Source organism: Micromonospora terminaliae, from assembly GCF_009671205.1.
Lineage (GTDB): Bacteria > Actinomycetota > Actinomycetes > Mycobacteriales > Micromonosporaceae > Micromonospora > Micromonospora terminaliae.
Window position 1 is genome coordinate 1,962,306 of record NZ_CP045309.1, and the last position, 17,291, is coordinate 1,979,596.

The following is a 17,291-nucleotide window of genomic DNA, read 5'->3' on the forward strand; positions in this document are numbered from 1 at the left end:
GCCTACAAACCAGCCGCCGTCATCTGCGGCACCGAAACAGGAGGCGCCATGGACGAGCCGGCTCGGGCGATCGAACACATCTCTATCCGGGTGCCATGGCACGACGCCGGCTGGAACGGCACCGTCTGCGCCGACCCGCACGGCAACGGCACCTGCGTCCTGTTGAAGAACATCGGCCAGCGCCGGCACGACGACCACGAGCAGCGCCTGGCCGGCAGCGACATCGCCGACCTGCCTCTCGCGGACGCGCCGCCGTGCGTCGCGGAACGGGCCACCTTCATGTCCTCGCGGGTGACCCCGTTCCAACGCCAGCACCCCTTCACGCAGAAGTCGCCGGCGTTCGCCACCTTCCAGCTCACCCCGCAGCCGATACCGGCGTACTCCGCCCAGGCCGTGCCGTTCCGCTGGATGTCCCGGGACGGCGCGAAGAAGATCAACGAACAGCGCAAACTCGGGCTGCGCCCAGAGCTTGAGGAGCAGGTGGACGCGATCACCGGCTGGGACAACTCCACCTGGATGATGCACGGCGACAACCAGCGCACCATCCTCGAAGGCTTCTTCGGCACCGTGCGGCCCGAGTCGAGTCTCGTCTTCTTCTACGCCAAGCACAGCCCGCTGAGCGATGACCCACGCCGGCTCCTGGTCGGCGCTGCGCTGGTCACCGAGGTGACCCCGACCGGGGCGTACCGCAGCAGCGGCGGCGAGCAATTCCCTGCGCAGATGTGGGAAACCAACATCTCGCACTCGCTGCGCCCCGACCAGCAGCGGGGATTCCTCATGCCCTACCAGGCGCTGCTCGCCGCACGGGACGACAAGGGCATCGACATCACCGACGCCCTGGCCTTCGCGCCGGAAGGGGGCTGGGAGGCCTTCTCGTACGTGACCGAGCACGTCAGCCACGACCTGGCCATCGACGCGCTACTCGCCCTGATGGCAGCCGGCCGCACCGCGCAGCGGCTGCTCGGATCCGCGGCGGGACCGCTGGGCTTCGACTGGCTGGAGGGGCAGCTCAACCGGCTCTGGAAGCTGCGGGGGCCTCGCCCTGGGCTGGCCAGCGTCCTGGCGGCCTTCGGGGTTCCGCAGTCGGTGACCTTCGCGCACACGGTTGCCGCCGCAGGCGGTCCCGACGCGGACCCATGGCTGACTCTCGAGCAGGCGATGGCCGACCCCGAGCGGCTCGGGATCGCCGCGAAGACCCACCTGACGTCCACCGTCCGCGCCACCTGGAAGGCGCTCAGGCCGGAGCGGCGGAAGCTGCTTGAGCTGTTGAGCCGCTTCTCGCTGACGCGAGAGCAGGCCGAACGGTTCTTCGTCGTCGAGGAACGCGACCCCGCACTGAGCGACGAGCAGATCATCGCCAACCCGTACCGCCTGTTCGAGGCCGACCGCTACGAACCCGACGCCGTACCCTTCGCCATCATCGACCGGGGCTGCTTCCCGGACGCCGCGGTCGCGTCCGAGCACCCACTACCCACTCCCAGCGCCATGTCGGACGGCCTCGACGCCCGCCGGGTGCGCGCCCTCATCGTCGACGAACTGCAGCGAGCGAAGGTAGCGGGGCACACGCTCCAGCCCCAGGCCGATGTCGTCAGCAGCATCAGGACTCGGACTCTCAGCGTGCCCTGCCCGGTGACGGGCGACGTCCTCGACGCCCACCAGCTCTCCGCCGACACTTTGCCGCCGCAGGGTCCGCTCACCGGCGTGACGCTGCCCAACGGCATGCCGGCATTGCAGCTCACCGAATTGGCCGAGGTCGGCGCCGTCATCCGCAAGGAGGTCGAGCGGCGGCTCAAGGCACCGTCGATCGCCGACCTGCCGGACTTCGTGCGGCGACTCGATGACCTGCTCGGCCCGATCCGCGTCGACCTGTCCGCAGAGGAGCGAGACGCCGAGACGCGGGCACGGGCGGAGAAGGTGGCTGCTCTCAACACCCTGTACTCCTCACGGGTCAGCGTGCTGATCGGCTCCGCCGGAACGGGCAAGACCACCCTGCTTCAGGTGCTGCGGCACACGGAAACTGTCGCAGCGGGCGGCGTCCTCTTGATCGCCCCGACCGGGAAAGCCCGGGTGCAACTGGCGCATCGCGTGGAGGCGGAGGCCGTCACCCTCGCGCAGTTCCTCATCGCAACCAAGCGGTACAACCCGTGGACCGAGCGCTACCTGGTGACTGGGGACGTCCAGACCCGCGCCAAGAACTACAAGACGATCGTGGTCGACGAGGCCTCCATGCTCACCGAGGAGCAACTGGCCGCGCTGTTCGACGCGGTCACCGGTGTGCAACGCCTCGTGCTGGTCGGCGATCCCCGCCAACTCCCGCCGATCGGCGCGGGTCGCCCGTTCGTCGACATCGTGCGACACCTCGCACCCGACGACATCGCCACCCGCAGCCCCCGCTGTGCCCCCGCCTATGCCGAACTCACGATTCCCCGGCGGCAGGTCGGGCAGGAGCGCGACGACCTGGTGCTCGCGAGCTGGTTCGCCGACGGCGAGCTGTCACCAGAGGCCGACCTCGTCTGGGAACGGCTGCGAGCCGGCGAACAGTTGCCGACCCTGCGGGCGGTGCGCTACGACCGGGCCCAGCTTCTCGCCACCCTGCTCACGGTGTTGCGGGAGGAGATCCCGGAGCTGCGGGAGGCCTCCGACGACGAGCTGGCGGCCGCCTTCGGCCGCAGCTACGGCGGCGTCATCTCCGCCAAGGGCAATCTCTATTTCCCCGGCGGTGCGGCGAAGAAGGCCGACGCCTGGCAGATCCTCTCTCCGGTCCGCAGCCGGGGGTGGGGCACCACCGAGATCAACCGGGCGCTCAAGGACGCGTTCGGGACGCGGGCACTGGATCAGGCAACCGGACCCAGGCGCTGGAACGCCAAGCCGATCGGCCCCGAGCGGATCGTGGTCGGCGACAAGGTGATCAACATCCGCAACCACCAGTTCAAGCAGTCCCGGATCTACCCGAAGGACGCTGAGCGCTTCGTCGCCAACGGGGAGCTCGGCGTGGTGGTCGGCCAGACGCGCTCCAAGTGGGTCACCTGGCCGCCGAACAAGACCGAGATCGAGTTCAGCGGGCGCAACGGCGTCAAGTACGACTACTACGACTGGTCCGACGACGGTGACGCCCCCATGCTGGAACTCGCCTGGGCGATCACCATTCACAAGGCCCAGGGAAGCGAGTTCGAGACGACTCTCGTCGTGCTTCCCGAGGCCAGTGCCGGCGTGAGCCGCGAGCTGCTCTACACCGCCCTGACCCGTCAGCGAGGAAAGGTGATCCTGCTGCACGAGGCCGACCTCGACGAGGTCGCCAAGCTGGGCTCCGCCGTCTACTCCGACACCGCCAGCCGGCTGACCAACCTCTTCGTGGCCTCCGAGCCGATCCAGGTGGGCGACGCGGTGATCGACCGCGGCCTTGTGCACCGAACCGCCCGCGGCGAGCTCGTCCGGAGCAAGAGTGAGGTGCTCATTGCCAATCTCCTGGACGAGCTGGGGTTGTCCTACGACTACGAGTCGCCCTTCCCCGGTGAAGACGGCCGGACGGTCCGACCGGATTTCACGATCCTCACCGACCTGGGCGAAACCGTCATCTGGGAGCACCTCGGGATGCTCTCCGACCCTCGCTACGCCTCGAAGTGGGCGCTGAAGAAGGACTGGTACGCCGCCAACGGAATCCGCCCCGATGAGGATGGCGGCGGCAGCCGAGGCAAGCTCGTGACCACCGATGACATCCGTGGGGTTGACTACCCCGCCTGGCGCAGCCTGGCGCACAAGGTCTTCGGCCTCTGATCTCTTCCGCCTCCTAATCCCCTCAAGGAGACCCCCCATGCACGTCTCGGCCCATCTCGATCTTGACCTGCTGGCACTCGAGACCGACAACCAACTGGCTGTCCTCATCGAGTTGACCGCTCCATCTGCTCCGGCTTCCGCTACTGCTCGACCCGCATCCACCCTCCAGGCGGTGCTCGACCGCAGCGGATCGATGACCGGCGACCGCATCGACGGCGCGAAGGCCGCACTCATCGGTCTGATCGACAAGCTCGACCCCAGCGACAACTTCGGCCTGGTCGCGTTCGACGACCGGGTCGAGGTGACGGTCGCGGCCGGACCGCTCACCGACAAGGAGGCGGTGAAACGCGCCATCGCACAGCTCAGCGCACGGGGCAGCACCGACCTGTCCGCCGGTTATCTGCGCGGGCTGCAGGAAGCAGGCCGGGTCGCCGGGGCGACCGGAGCGAACGTGCTGCTCATCTCGGACGGGCATGCCAACGCAGGCGTCACCGACCCCGACAGGCTGGGCGGCATCGCCGCCAAGGCCCACGCCGACAACATCACCACGTCGACGCTCGGCTACGGGCTCGGCTACGACGAGCGGCTCATGTCGGCGATCGCCCGCGGCGGCTCCGGCAACGAACTCTTCGCCGAGGAGCCGGACACCGCCGGCGCGCTCATCGCCGGCGAGGTCGACGGCCTGCTCTCCCAGGCCGCCCAGGCCGCTTCGTTGCTGATCAAGGCCGCCCCGCAGGTACGCGCGGTCCAAGTCGTCAACGACATGCCGGTGACGACGACGGACGACGGACTCCTCGTCGAACTCGGCAGCTTCTACGCCGACGAGACCCGCAAACTGCTGCTGACCTTCGACGTGCCCGCCATCGCCGCACTCGGCCTGGCTCAGGTCGCGACCTGTCACTTCACGTGGGTCGAGCTGCCCAGCCTCGCCCAGCACACGCTCACCGTGCCGCTGCACGTCAACGTCGTCCCCGGCGACCAGGCCGCAGGGCGGATCCCCGATCCGACCGTGCGTACGGAGCTGGTCTATCTCCAGGTGCAGCAGGCGAAACGTCGCGCGTCCGGCCACCTCAGCGCCGGTGCAGCCGGCGCAGCCCTCAGCGAGATCCGTCGGGCGCAGGCTGCCCTGTCCGAGGCCTTGCCCGCCGCCCCGCCTCACCTGCACGACGACCTGGCCGAAGAGGCCGCCGCCCTCGCTTACCTCGCCGATCAGACAGAGAACGGCATGATCGCGAGGGCGGCTAAGTATTCATCCATGGATGCTGCCTACAAGTCGGGCAAGCGCGGCCGAAGCCGGCCGCCGTCGAGTGAGGCGAACTGACCATGGCCTCTGAAGGGCGATGGACCGACAGCGATGTGTGCGTCGTGGTGGAACTGGAGGGTGATGCGCTGCAGGCAGTCGCGCGGATGCTGGGCGAGAGCGACATGCTCCAGCAGTCGCGGGGAGGACCTTGATCCTGCTGCTGCCCGGTAGTCTCGCGTCCCGCGCCATCCCTACAGGGGGAATACCTTGCCTCAGCTTGCCTTGGCCAAGAGCTTCTGGGAGAGCTACGACGTCCTGGAGAAGCCGATCAGAGCCGGCGTGCGCAAGGCGATGGAGAAGTTCCAGCAGCTCACCGTCGCCGGGCTGTATGCCGACAAGGGCCTGCACCTGGAGTCGGTGAACAACGCCAGAGACCCGCGCATGCGGACCATCCGCATCACTGATTTCTGGCGTGGAGTGGTGCTGGCACCCGACGATGGCAGCGACACGTTCCTCCTGCTCAACGTCGTGCCGCACGACGGCGCGTACACCTGGGCGGCGAAGCGGCTCTACACGGTCAACACCGCGACCCGCGCCCTCGAGGTCCGCGACGTCGTCGCCATCGAAGAGATCACCAACACGATGGAGAAGGCGGCGGCGCAGGCCCCGGCGTTCCTGTTCGCACGGCACTCGGACACGGTGCTCCGCGACCTCGGCATCGATGATCAAGTGCTGCGGGCGGTCCGGACGATCACCGACAAACCGCAGCTCGAAGCGTTCGGAGCGTTGCTGCCCGAGGACCAGTTCGAGGTCCTGCAGTACCTCGCCGAGGGCTTCTCGCCCGATGAGGTCTACCGCGACGTCGTGGCCGAGCGCAGGCCGGTCGACGCGACACCGGAGCCGAGCGAGAACCTGGCGGCGGCCATTGCCAACACTAGGACGCGCATCATGCTGGTGACTCGACCCGATGAGCTGGCCGAGATTTTCGAGAAGCCGTTCGCCGCTTGGCGCGTCTTCCTGCACCCGTCACAGCGGCGCATTGCATACCGGGTGTCGTATCGAGGGCCGGCGCAGGTGACGGGCGGACCAGGGACGGGGAAGACGGTGGTGGCCTTGCACCGGGTCAAGCACCTGTTGTCCCGCGCGCCTGACAGCCGGGTGCTGCTCACCACGTATACCAATGCCTTGGCGGCGGCCCTGCGCGAGAACCTGGCACTGCTCCTCGGCGACGAGAGTCAGCTGGCGCGGGTCGAGGTGACCACGGTGAACGCCTTCGCCAATCGGGTGGTACGGACCCTCGCCGGTCGGGCGCCCACCCCCTTGGGGGACGCGGACGAGCGGCAGATCTGGCGGCGGGTGTGCCGACGGCTGACCCTGCCCTGGAGTGAGCAGTTCCTCGCCCAGGAATACCGGCATGTCATCCTCGCCCACGACGTGCACAGCCGTGACGAATACCGCGAGGTCAGCCGGAGGGGCAGAGGCTCGGCGCTGGGCCCGCGGCAGCGTGATCGCGTGTGGGATGCGGTGGAGATGTTCTCGGCCGAGCTCAAGGCGGCCGGCACACGTACCCACCTGCAGGTCTGTGCGCGGGCCGCGCAGCTGCTGCGGGAGGCTGACCTCGGTGTGCACGGCTTCGACCACGTAGTGGTCGACGAGGCACAGGATCTGCATCCCGCGCAGTGGCGCGTGCTCCGCGCCGCCGTGGCACCCGGTTCGGACGATCTTTTCATCACCGGCGACCCGCACCAGCGGATCTACGACTCCCGGGTGTCGCTCAACGCCCTCGGCATCACCATCAGTGGACGAAGCAGCCGGCTGCGGATCAACTACCGCAGCACCGAGGAGATCCTTTCCTGGTCCGCCGGCGTCCTCGTCGGGTCGCGGGTCGAGGACCTCGCCGGCGAGGGCGAGGACAGCCTCATCGGTTACCGATCGCTGCTGCACGGCAAGCGGCCGCATGCCCAGGGGTACGCCACATCCCAGGCCGAGGTCGCGGCGCTTATGAAGCGGGTCGGCGGGTGGCTGGAACAGGGCATCCATGCAAGCGAGATCGCTGTGTGCGCGCGGTTCAACACGATGCTCAGCACCGTGTATGACGAGCTGATCGGGGCCGGGATCCCGGCGGTCCGGGTGCGGGACCAGCCTGGTGCAGACGTCGACGGGGTACGGCTGGCCACCATGCACGCGATGAAGGGCCTGGAGTTCCGCTGTGTCGCCGTGATCGGTGCCACCGAGCGGGCTGTGCCGTTCGCGAAGGAGGTCACACCGCCGGAGGTGGATCCGTTGCAACACGACAGCGACATGCTGAGGGAGCGCTGTCTGCTCTTCGTTGCGAGCACCAGAGCTCGGGAGGCGCTCTACGTCTCATGGAGTGGGCCGCCCAGCCCTTTCCTCGCATATGCGGCTGACTCCCGCTGACCGTCGGGCAACGGTCTTGGCTATCGGCCGCCCGAGGTCGCCAAGGCGCCGGCAGTCGAAGTGTAAGTGGGGAGCGCTTCGCGGCGGGAAACGAGGCGGGGCGTTACCTGGGAAAGGAGCGCCTCCGAGTCGCCGTCCGAGAGTCGTAGGAGTGCTCGACGGAGGTAGACGCTCCACGCCTGCGGCTTCGGAAATGCATCTAACTGGGCGACCATTGGCTGCAACTCCACCCCATCTGGAAACGGCACGAGGCCGTCGATGCCGAGGTCGCAACCCGAGACGAACCTCCGACCCGCGATCTCTATCGGCTCGTCGAAACGGCGAACGCTGGACCTGGCACATGCGAGACCAATGATCCGGCCGCGGTCCCGCCTCGGGTTGCGCCAAGCACCCCTTGTTGCATAGAGGAACAGCCGGTCGCCTTGCCTCAGGGCTGCGACCTCTGCCCGTGGTGTGGATGGAAAGGCCATCCGCTCTTCGCGGAGCACCCACCCGATCGCGTCGCGATCGCCGAGGACAACCAGGTATGACTGGCTCATTCGCCGAGTATCTCGCGCTTGGCCGCCTGGACGAAGTCGATCCACGCTGGTGCGGTGAACGTGAGCAGGGGACCGGTCGGGTCTTTGGAGTCGCGTACCGCGACGATGCCGGGGAGGTTGGTGGCGACCTCGACACACGCCCCGCCGTTGTCGCCGCTGCGGCTGCTCTTGCGCCAGGCGGCGCCGGTCAGGTCAGTCATGTCGCATCTCCCCAATGATCCTCTTGATCATGTCTTTCGATTCTGCCTCACCGAGCGCGAGCGCATCCAGCCCGGTCCAGACGCGCTCGTAGGCGGCAAGCTCGTCGGGCTTGTCGAGGTAGAGCGCGCCGGTCAAGGACTCGCTGTAGACGACCGACGGCTCCGGCGCGGCTCGGCCGCCTTTGGTGGGCGGAAAGTCGAGAATCATGAAGGTACCGGCAACAGCGCCGGGCTGGGGCCCGGCCGCGAGCGGAAGCACTCGGACGGACACGTTCGGCAGCTCGGACAGCCCGAGGAGATGGTCGAGCTGGGCGGTCGTCGCCCCCGGGCCGCCGACTGTGCGGCGAAGTACCGCCTCTGAAAGCACGGACTCCAGCCGTGGGGCCGCTGGCAACCGTCGGGTGAGCAGTGCCTGTCGCTGCAGCCGCACCTGGACCGCGCGCTCTCGTTCCTCGTGGCTCAACGTCCGGCCGAGGCGATAGAGCGCGTGGGCATACTCCTTGGTCTGAAGGATGCCCGGGATGAGCGACTCGTCATAGCCCCGCAGGCGGGACGCGGCGGATTCCAGGCCGACGTACAGCTCGAACCAGCTCGGTACCGCGTCCCCGTACGCGTGCCACCAGCCCTTCGACTTCGTCTCAGCGGCCAGCCCCTTCATGGCCTCGGTCATGTCGGCCGCAACCCCGTACAGCTCGCACATCGCCTTGACGTCGAGCACCCGGACGGCGCCCAGGCCGCACTCGATGCGCCAGATCTTCTGCCGGCTGTATTCCAGGGCCTCAGCGGCGGCGTCGAGGGTCACGCCGGCTTCGGTGCGGTACTGGCGCAGCAGCCGGCCGAGCTGCCGGCGCGGCACGGTCGATCCGATGTCTTCCGCCATCCGAGCACTCCCTGATTCCGCTCTGCAACAAGGCGTGGCGCTGCTCTGCAACCAGTACAGGTTGCAGTAAAGAAAGTCAATACATCTGTCGAGAAATCCGTAGTGGAACGTTGCATTGGAGCCGCTAGGTGTCACAAGCTGACTACCAAGAGCCGTGCTGCCGTACCGCTGATGGAAGCTGCGGTGGCAGGGCCGGGTGGGTCCACTCGTGCGGGGAGGGCGGATGGGCCCACCCATCCAGTCGCGACGACGAGAGAGGTCGACCAGATGAGCCTCCGCAAGCAGAAAACGGGGACCGGTAGCACCTACCGCTCCGGTGCGTACACCAGTCTGCTGCCGTGGCAGGTGCGTGAGCGCCGCTTCAAGCCGGTCGGGTTCCGACGCCGGGGCTTGGATCCCGACGACGTCTACGCCTTCCTCGACCGGGTCGCCGGGGACATGGCCAACGTCTACGCCGCGCTGGCCGCCAGTCGCCGGGACACCGCCGCCCTCAAGGACGCGCTGCGCCGCTGGCAGTCCGACCAGGGCCGCATCGGCGACGCCCGGGGAGACCAGCGGTGACCCAGCGGTACGTCATCCACCTGCCGATCGTCGCCAACGACTTGCCCGCCGCCCAGCGCCTGGCCCGGGTGGTCGGCCGCTGGCTGCTGGTCCTGCCGCAGACCGAGCCAGGGGGGACAACGGTCTCCACCGAGGACGACCAGAATCTACGCCACTGGGTCTTCTGCGATGCGCTGATGCCGGGCGGGCGGCGCTGCCTGCTCCGCGCCGACCACGGCGGCCCCTGCAGCCGTCGGCTGCGACGGTGACCAGGTCGCAACCGCTGGCAGCACGACGGTTGCCACGCGATGGTGGGCCGTTCCCCTACCGCAACCCGCTGTGGGTGAGTCGGTGAGGGCTGGCCAGTCGGTGGCCAGGTCGCCACGGTGGTAAGGGATAACGAAGGATCGTCAGTTCCCGACCACCGACCGGTGGCCGCTGCGCACATGCCGCGGTCAGATTCTCGTCCAGTGCAGGTTTACCTGCCGAGCCGATCGAGGCCGCCTCGCCACCCCGTCTACAGTCTCAGCCGTGGAACGAGCTGAGGTCGTCGTCCGGCAGCCGAACCGGAATAGCGAGTCTGCCCGGGTCGGTGCAGTGCTGTCCGCCGAGGGGACCAGGTGCCTCGTGCGCTGGGAGGACAACGGCGAGGAGGAGCTGATCGTCGCGGCCGGATCCATCAAGCGCGCTCAGCGTGACTCGCTACGCCATCAGGCACTCATCGATCCGGCTCCAATCGTGGGCTGGTTCGCCGACGACCCAATGGCCACCATCGTGCGGCTGCTGCGTGAACACCGCTCAAAGATGACCGGTCTCCGCATCAGGCAGGAGCTCGAGCAACTCGGTCTCGACCCCGCCGCGGTCAGGAAGGCGTGGGCCAGCGCAAGCAAGACACTCGGGAACAACCCGCAGGTCGAGGTGACGGGAAAGAAGGGAGCGCCTCTCTTCCGATGGATCGGTGCTCGAGACTCCTCAGCCGAGGCCGCCGCGCCGTCGGCGCCCGGGGCGGAGACACTGCCGGAGTCCAGCCCTGGCCCGAATCGTCGCCACACAACAGCATCTGCCGCAGCGCAGACCACGGAGACAGTCCGTGCGGACGGCGGGGTGCAGCCGGAACCTACTGCTCCAGCACCAGAACAACGCGTCAGCCAGGAATCGGCGCCAGCGGCCACCGAACGAGCACCACATGTGGCCGCCGGAACGAAGGCGGAGCCGGGCGCTTCATCCACGCAGCCAACCCTCGCCGAGCGGATCGCCGCGGTCGTCGGCGAGGAACACCCTGCCGAACTGCGGGACTACCTGTCGCGGCCGTTGGCAATCGGCGCGCGCTTCGGTCAGGTCGACGGCCAGCGGATCGATGACTTCCTCGGTTCCCTCGCCGAGCACGACCGTGAGGTGGCGTTGAGTCTGTTACTCGCGCTGCCGCGCCAGTCCGCAGCAGTCGGCGGCGGTCGCCAGCGGAAGTTGGTGGACGGAGGGGTCGTCGAACCGGTCCTCGCCGCTGCCGCTGCGGAACTCCGTGGGTACGCGGCCGCGGAACCTGCGGTTCTAACAGCCGCGGCGTGGCTGCTCCGTCGCGCGTCGGGGGTTGAGGACCTGCCGGGGTCAGCCGCCGCATCCCTGATCTCCCTCATGGTCAAGGTCGCCTCGGCCCGGCGCGAGCAGGATGTCACCGTTCTCGACGCGGCCGTTGGCACGCTCAGTCGCCTCCTGCCCGCCCTGTCGCGCGACGAGCGTACGGGTCTGGACCTCACCGGACTCGCGCAGGCAGTGGCACACCTGCCGCTGAGCCGTGACGGCGGCCGTGCCGCCCTGCTCGCCGCGATCGGGAAGTTCCGGAGCAAGGCCCTGCTGGCGCCGGACTGGTGGGAGAGCGTGACCCTTGACGCTCTGGCCGAATGCGCGACAGGCCCCTTGGGTGGCGTCACCTCCCGTCCCGAGATCGTCGAGCAGTACGTCCGCCCGCTCGTGGCCCGAGAGCTGTCCCGGGTCACGTCCCGGACTAGGCTCGGGTTCCTGCTCGGCTTGCCGGGCGAGTTCGTGTCGAACCTGCCGGCGGACGCGCTGGCCGCCGCCTTCCGGCGGGTGGCCGGTGACGACGAGGTCGTGGCCGCGTTGGTCGGCGCCCTGGCTCAGGAACGGCGGATCGACGCCTTGCGTCAGGACGTGGAGCGGGCACGCACGGAGGCGGCGGCCGCCGGCGAGCGTGTCGAGGAGGCGGAACGGCGGGCCGCCGTCCTCGCCGACCGGTGTGACCGGCTGGAGGAGAGCCTGCGGGCGGAGCACCGCCAGGCCTCGTCACTGCGCTCGGCTCAGGACCGACAGATCCAGATCGACGTCATCCGGTCACTGGCCGACCTGGCCGCCGAGGTGGAGGAGCTCGCCGCCGAACAGACCACCCCGGACGTGCTGGTCGAACGGGTGCGGGCGCTGGCGTACGCGCAAGCCCTCGAACCCGTCGGCCAGGCCGGCCAGAAACTGCCCTTTGATCCGACTGCCCATGAGCCCATCGTCGGTGCCCCGAGCAACCATGACGCGGTTACCGTCATCCGACCTGGATATCGCTGGCGCCCGTCCGGTGAGGACATCCTCATCGAGAAGGCGTTGGTGACGACGACCTAGGGGAGCGCACATGGGGGGAACCCACGGCCACGCCGTCGGGGTCGACTTCGGCACGTCCACGTCACTGGTGGCCACACGGGCGGGCCGGCGGCCGGTGGAAATTGCGCCGCTGGGCCGTACCACGCGATCGTTTCCGTCGGTGGCGGGCTACCGGGGCGAGACGCTGCTGATCGGCGAGGACGCTGACGCGCTGCCCAGCGACCAGGTGATTCGGTCGGTCAAGCGTGCCATCACCGAAAACGCGGAAACCGTCGCGCTGCCCGGTCCAGACGGGCCACGGGCCGTACCGGCGGACGAGGTGATCATCGCGGTGATGGCCGAGATCGGCGAGCGGGCCGCGCGCGCCGGTGAACCGTTGACTTCCGACCGGGAGTTCCGGCTGGGCTGCCCGGCGATGTGGGACGGACCGCAGCGGCAACGCCTGCTCGGCCTGGCCGCCAAGGCGGGCCTGCCGGTCGAGGATTCGGCCCTCGTCGACGAGCCCATCGCCGCCGGCATCGCCTGGGTCACCCACCGGTTCCTGGCCTACGGGGAGCGTCCCGAGGGGCGGCTGCTCGTCTTCGACATGGGTGGCGGCACCCTGGACATCGCCGTCCTCGACATCGTCGGCGGCGCCCACCCGGAGGTGTCGGTGCTCACCGCGCTGGGCACCGCGTACGCCGGTGACATGCTCGACCACGCGATCGCTCGGGACCTCTTCGAGGACCTTGGCGGGCGCGACTTTGACTTCGAGGCCGTCTCACACCCGGAGTTGCTGCGGGCGCTCGTGCTCCGCGCGGCCCGTGACGCCAAGGTGAACCTGTCCCGGCTTCCGGAGCACCGGGTTGTGCTGCCGTCGCGAGGGATCGGGCGAGTACCCGTTCTCACCTATACCCGGGAGCAGTTGGAGGATGCGTTCCGGCCGCAGATGGACGCCGCAGAGCAGCTGGTCTGGGCGGCGTTGCGCGCCGCCCGACTGACCGAGCGTGGCAATCGGTCGCCGTCCGAGCTGCGCGCGCTAGGCCCGGCGCAGCTGAGCCGCGACATCGACTACGTGCTGCTCGCCGGCGGGATGAGCCGTATCCCGTATGTGGAGCGACGCATCGGCGCCCTTTTCCCGAACGCGCAGGTGTTCGACAACGCCGGCGTGGAGCCCGACGAGGCGATCGTGGCCGGTCTCGCCGACACCGCGGGCTACGAGCGGCTCAACCTGCACCGTCCCGGCTTCGACTTCGTCGTTGAGTGGGAGGAGAATGGGCAGCTCCGACAGGAAACCCTCTATGCCGCGTACACCCCGTTCTACGAGCCCTGGCAGGTGTTGAGCGGGCAGTCCGACCTCGGCTACGCACGCCACGGCCGCGACTTCCCAGGCCCACAGCAGGGCACCGGCCGACTGCGGGTACGCGCAACGACCGGTGAACCGCTCGGGCTGACGTTCGACGGCCAGACCATGGACGGCGTGAGCCTGACATTCGGCCGTGACATGGGGTTCAAGCTCTACTGCGACGGCCGCATCCTGATCCGCCATGGCTCGGGCAAGCGGGTACACATGCGGGTTGACCGCTGGCCGGTCATTCGTGGCCGGGACCACGCGCAGCTGGTGCTGCGCAGCGCCGAGGAGGCGATCCCGACGCCGCCTACCCCCTGGTACATGGAGAAGGAGTGGGCTCCGCCGATTCGATGAGGGCGACCGCGACAGCGCTCAACGAGATGTCGAGCTCCTTGCGGGCGGCCAGCTCATGCCGGATGTCCGTGCGACGAGCCTGCAGGTTGCGCAGCCGCCCCTCGTTCATCCGGACGACGCTCGGCCCCCGGCCGTCGAAGCGTAGCTGCTGGAGGACGCTGCGAGTCTTTTGGATCTGAAGATCCAGCGAGCCCTCACGGGCCCGGATCCGCCCCTCCACCAAGGCGGTGTTCTCCTGTTGCCGGAGGCGCTCGGTTTCCCGGTGCCGTACCGCGAGGTGTTCCTGAGCCTGCCGCCACACCTCATGTACGTCAGCCGGCGGAATGAGCCGGCCGTCCGTGAGCCGACCTTCCGCCAGGGCGGTGAGGATGGCATCCCCGACATCGGGGTTCGGTTCGCGCGTGTCGAGGTCGATCGCCGTCGCCCAGAGTTCGAGCAGCTTTCGCAGACCGCTCGTCTCCGCGAGGTCGATGGTCACCAGGTACCGCTTCCCTGGCGGTAGCCCCGGAACCGCGACGGAGCCGTACCGTCGTAGGTCCAACGTCTCGTCATCGAGCACTTCCAGGGCGAGCTTCACGAGTGGATGCCTGCTCGACAGCAGCTCGGCGTCGTACTTACTCGCCGTCTCCGGCTGGAACGTGCACTCCAGCGGCGTCCCGTTCTGCAAAAGCGCGGCGAGCTTCGACCGGGTGAGCCGGCTGCCGCCTTCACCTACCCGGCTGGACCGCAGCCGCTCCGCCAGATCGCGTGACCCAATCACCTTAAAGATGCCGTTCTTGTCGGCCTTGCGCCGCTTACCGCCAAGCCGCTGGAAGAGCTTGTCGAGCAACCGCTGGATTTCTGCGGCGCCGATGAAGCGGCCGTTTCCGGGTCCGGACTCTGTGAACCCCTCAATCAGCAGGCCGTCGAGGCCCGACAACTGGGCCTGCGAGGCCCGCAGCTCCTCAATCTCGTGGGACCGCTGCTGCATCGCCACCGCGACCCGTTCGACCTCCCGCCGTCGGGCGGCCGCGTCGAGCCTCGGGTCGAGCAGCTGTTTGGTGATGTCACCGAGCTGGTCACGCAGGATCGGTTCCAACTCGCCGATGGAGCTCTCGAACACCCCGATGCGGTGGTAGAGCCGCTGGAAGATGTCGGTCTCGATCGTCCCGGGCACGTGCATGTTGTAGATGAAGATCTTCTCGTGCTCCTGGCCGAACCGGTCGAGGCGGCCGATGCGCTGCTCCACCCGCATCGGGTTCCACGGCAGGTCGTAGTTGACCAGGACATTGCAGAACTCGAAGTCCAGGCCCTCGGAGCCGACCTCGCTCAACAGCAGGATTTCAAACTGTCCGGCGCGGAACTCTCGCATGATCGCTTCTCGCTCCGGCATCGGCACTCCGCCGTGCATCACCCGCACTTTGAAGTGCTCCTGCAGGCGCCCCGCCAGGTAACCAAGCGTGCGACGGAAGAACGAGAAGATCATCACCTGCCGGAGGCCAGCGGCGCGGACCTTGAGCAACTCGGCGAGGAGCTGGTCGTACTTGCTGTCGACGCGCAGCCGTACCGCGAGCGCTGGGACGTCCAGCAGGCCCGCCACGTCAGCCGCGATCTCCTCCTCTGGGTCGTCGATCTCCTGCCAGAACTGCTCCGGGTTGCGCTCCCGGACCAACTGCTGTGAGGCAGGGATGCAACTTGCGGCCTGCCGCAGCGGCATCTGCATCGCAAAGCCTGGGGGAGTGTTCATCTCCAACGCTCGACTCATGTACCAGGCGTAAACCGCGTCGTAGTACGCCTGCTCCTGCTCGGTCCACACCACGTTGATGTTGCGAGCCTCGCGTATCGCCTTCCGGTCCGGAACCTCCGCCTTCCGGGTACGGGTGAGGACGCCTCCGAGCACGTTCAGGTCGGCAAGGAGCCGGCGTGACCGGGCCACCTCGTCGTAGTCGAGCGGTCGGTCAACATCAAACAGCGAACGGAGCAGCTCGTAGTCAGGTCGATCGGTGATCGTCCTGCCGAACTGAAGGGTGTCCAGCTCCGACAGGCTGCGCACCAGCTCGCGCGGTGTCTTGCGTCCCTCGTGGAGAAGTGACCGAGCCACCTCGTTCAAGACCTGGTTCGGCCTCAGCTGGGCCGCGAAGACGGCCCGGTCGCCGAAGTGGCCCTCGTCGAGGAGGTTCATCAGGTTGAACAGGTCGTCATTGCCCAGGTTGAGTGGCGTCGCGGACAGGAAGACCAGGTAGTCGGACCAGTCGGCGAGAAGTCGTCCCAGAGCGTGCGACTTGCTCTCCCGGTTCCGCAGGTAGTGGGCCTCGTCGACGATGACGAGGTCCAACCGCGGGTGAAGATCGTTGAGCTGCTCCAGGACGCCATCGGCGCCGCGCAGTGCCTCGAGCGAGACGACGCCGTGAAGGGTCGGCTCGTCTCCGTCCCGCAGCCGCTCGGCGAAGTCAGCGAGATCCCGGGGTCGGAGGATCTCGAGCTGGCGATCGAATCGCCGACCCATCTCCGCCTTCCACTTGAGGGTCAGCACCGCGGGGGCGACGACAAGGACCCGGTCGAGCCGGGACCGCTGCTCCAACTCGCTCCAGATGAGCCCAGCCTCAATCGTCTTGCCGAGACCCACCTCGTCGGCGATGAGCAGCCGCCCCGATGAGCCGGTGAGCACCTTCAGCACCGGCTTGAACTGATACGCCCTGAACACCGTTTTGCTGGAGGCAAACGAGTACAGCGTGTCGGTCAATGGGTGACGCAGCTTGGTCCAGGTCAGGGTGAGGGACAGCTCCTCGGCGCCGACCGGCGGCTGTGACAACCAGAAGGCGGGATCTCGCGGGTCGCCGACGACCAGTACGAGCGAGTCTTCGTTGTAGCGCTTGATCTCCCCGTACAGGTCGACCTGGTACTGGTAGGTGCCGGCCAACGGCAGCGCCTCCTTGACACGGCCGATACCGCCGGCGCCACTCCTGGTGCGAACCATATCGCCACGTCGAAACTTCGCCTGCCCAGCGAACGCCTCGGCCCCCGGCCACAGGGCTTCGTACACGATGCCGGCGTGCACCAGGTGCCCGTCCTCCGTGTATCGCGAGCGCGCCCTTCCCGGTCGCGCCGGCTCCCCGCCGGACGTGACGATGGCCGCGTGCCACGAACCGGCGCGCTTGAAGGCGTATGTGCCTTGGTGGAGCAGCCGGACCAGCGAGTTCGCCGGCGCTTCGCGCACTTCGCCGGCGAGCGTGCTCACCACATCCCGATCGCTCTCGGCTACCTCACCGACGACGAGGCACGTCGCCGCCTCGAGTTGCTCCAACCAGTCGAAGCCGTGCTGTGGCGGCTCGTACCGAAGGTCGTCTTCGACCACGCCCTGGCCCCCGTCCTGCCCGCGTACGTTGAGCCTCGATCTTGGTAGAGGAAGAGTTGCTGTTGCAGGGCCGCTCGT

11 protein-coding genes are annotated in these 17,291 nt (G+C 68.2%); 7 read left to right on the forward strand and 4 right to left on the reverse strand.

The window, feature by feature from the left end; all coding sequences use genetic code 11:
• Positions 1-2: 2 nt before the first annotated feature.
• Positions 3-437 carry a hypothetical protein gene (locus tag GCE86_RS31580; RefSeq protein ID WP_163636799.1) on the reverse strand — a complete coding sequence of 145 codons (435 nt, stop codon included), beginning with the start codon at positions 435-437 and terminating at the stop codon, positions 3-5.
• Here GCE86_RS31580 and GCE86_RS08655 point away from each other — a divergent pair.
• The 3 genes from GCE86_RS08655 (at position 409) to GCE86_RS08665 (ending at position 7,435) form a co-directional block, all read left to right on the forward strand.
• The gene (locus tag GCE86_RS08655) at positions 409-3,774 is read left to right on the forward strand and encodes an AAA family ATPase (RefSeq protein ID WP_163636797.1); all 3,366 of its coding nucleotides are present in this window, start codon (positions 409-411) and stop codon (positions 3,772-3,774) included. The genes GCE86_RS31580 and GCE86_RS08655 overlap by 29 nt on opposite strands.
• Positions 3,775-3,811: 37 nt before the next feature.
• Entirely contained in the window at positions 3,812-5,095 is a 1,284-nt protein-coding gene (locus GCE86_RS08660; RefSeq protein ID WP_154226458.1) for a vWA domain-containing protein, read from the forward strand.
• A 204-nt stretch (positions 5,096-5,299) separates the two neighbouring features.
• Entirely contained in the window at positions 5,300-7,435 is a 2,136-nt protein-coding gene (locus tag GCE86_RS08665; RefSeq protein ID WP_204342179.1) for a UvrD-helicase domain-containing protein, read from the forward strand.
• Between the two features lie 535 nt (positions 7,436-7,970).
• On the opposite strand, the gene GCE86_RS08670 is transcribed toward GCE86_RS08665, so the two are convergent.
• Both GCE86_RS08670 and GCE86_RS08675 read right to left on the reverse strand, forming a co-directional pair.
• A complete protein-coding gene (locus tag GCE86_RS08670; RefSeq protein ID WP_154226460.1) occupies positions 7,971-8,174 on the reverse strand; it encodes a DUF397 domain-containing protein in 204 nt (67 codons plus the stop codon).
• Positions 8,167-9,054 (reverse strand): helix-turn-helix domain-containing protein, encoded by an 888-nt coding sequence (locus GCE86_RS08675; RefSeq protein ID WP_154226461.1) that lies wholly within the window; start codon positions 9,052-9,054, stop codon positions 8,167-8,169. The genes GCE86_RS08670 and GCE86_RS08675 overlap by 8 nt, the downstream gene beginning before the upstream one ends.
• A 267-nt stretch (positions 9,055-9,321) precedes the next feature.
• Here GCE86_RS08675 and GCE86_RS08680 point away from each other — a divergent pair, with 267 nt between their 5' ends.
• From GCE86_RS08680 to GCE86_RS08695, 4 genes are all read left to right on the forward strand, one after another.
• The gene (locus GCE86_RS08680; RefSeq protein ID WP_154226462.1) at positions 9,322-9,615 is read left to right on the forward strand and encodes a DivIVA domain-containing protein; all 294 of its coding nucleotides are present in this window, start codon (positions 9,322-9,324) and stop codon (positions 9,613-9,615) included.
• Complete coding sequence (locus GCE86_RS08685) at positions 9,612-9,863, forward strand: hypothetical protein (RefSeq protein ID WP_154226463.1); 252 nt, start codon at positions 9,612-9,614, stop codon at positions 9,861-9,863. Before GCE86_RS08680 ends, GCE86_RS08685 begins: the two co-directional genes overlap by 4 nt.
• 262 nt (positions 9,864-10,125) lie before the next feature.
• Positions 10,126-12,216 carry a hypothetical protein gene (locus tag GCE86_RS08690; RefSeq protein WP_167537034.1) on the forward strand — a complete coding sequence of 697 codons (2,091 nt, stop codon included), beginning with the start codon at positions 10,126-10,128 and terminating at the stop codon, positions 12,214-12,216.
• 10 nt (positions 12,217-12,226) lie between these two features.
• Complete coding sequence (locus GCE86_RS08695) at positions 12,227-13,879, forward strand: Hsp70 family protein (protein WP_154226465.1); 1,653 nt, start codon at positions 12,227-12,229, stop codon at positions 13,877-13,879.
• Here GCE86_RS08695 and GCE86_RS08700 read toward each other — a convergent pair.
• Positions 13,833-17,213, reverse strand: a complete 3,381-nt coding sequence (locus GCE86_RS08700) for a DEAD/DEAH box helicase (RefSeq protein WP_154226466.1) — start codon at positions 17,211-17,213, stop codon at positions 13,833-13,835. The two genes, GCE86_RS08695 and GCE86_RS08700, sit on opposite strands and share 47 nt — an antisense overlap.
• Positions 17,214-17,291: the final 78 nt, after the last annotated feature.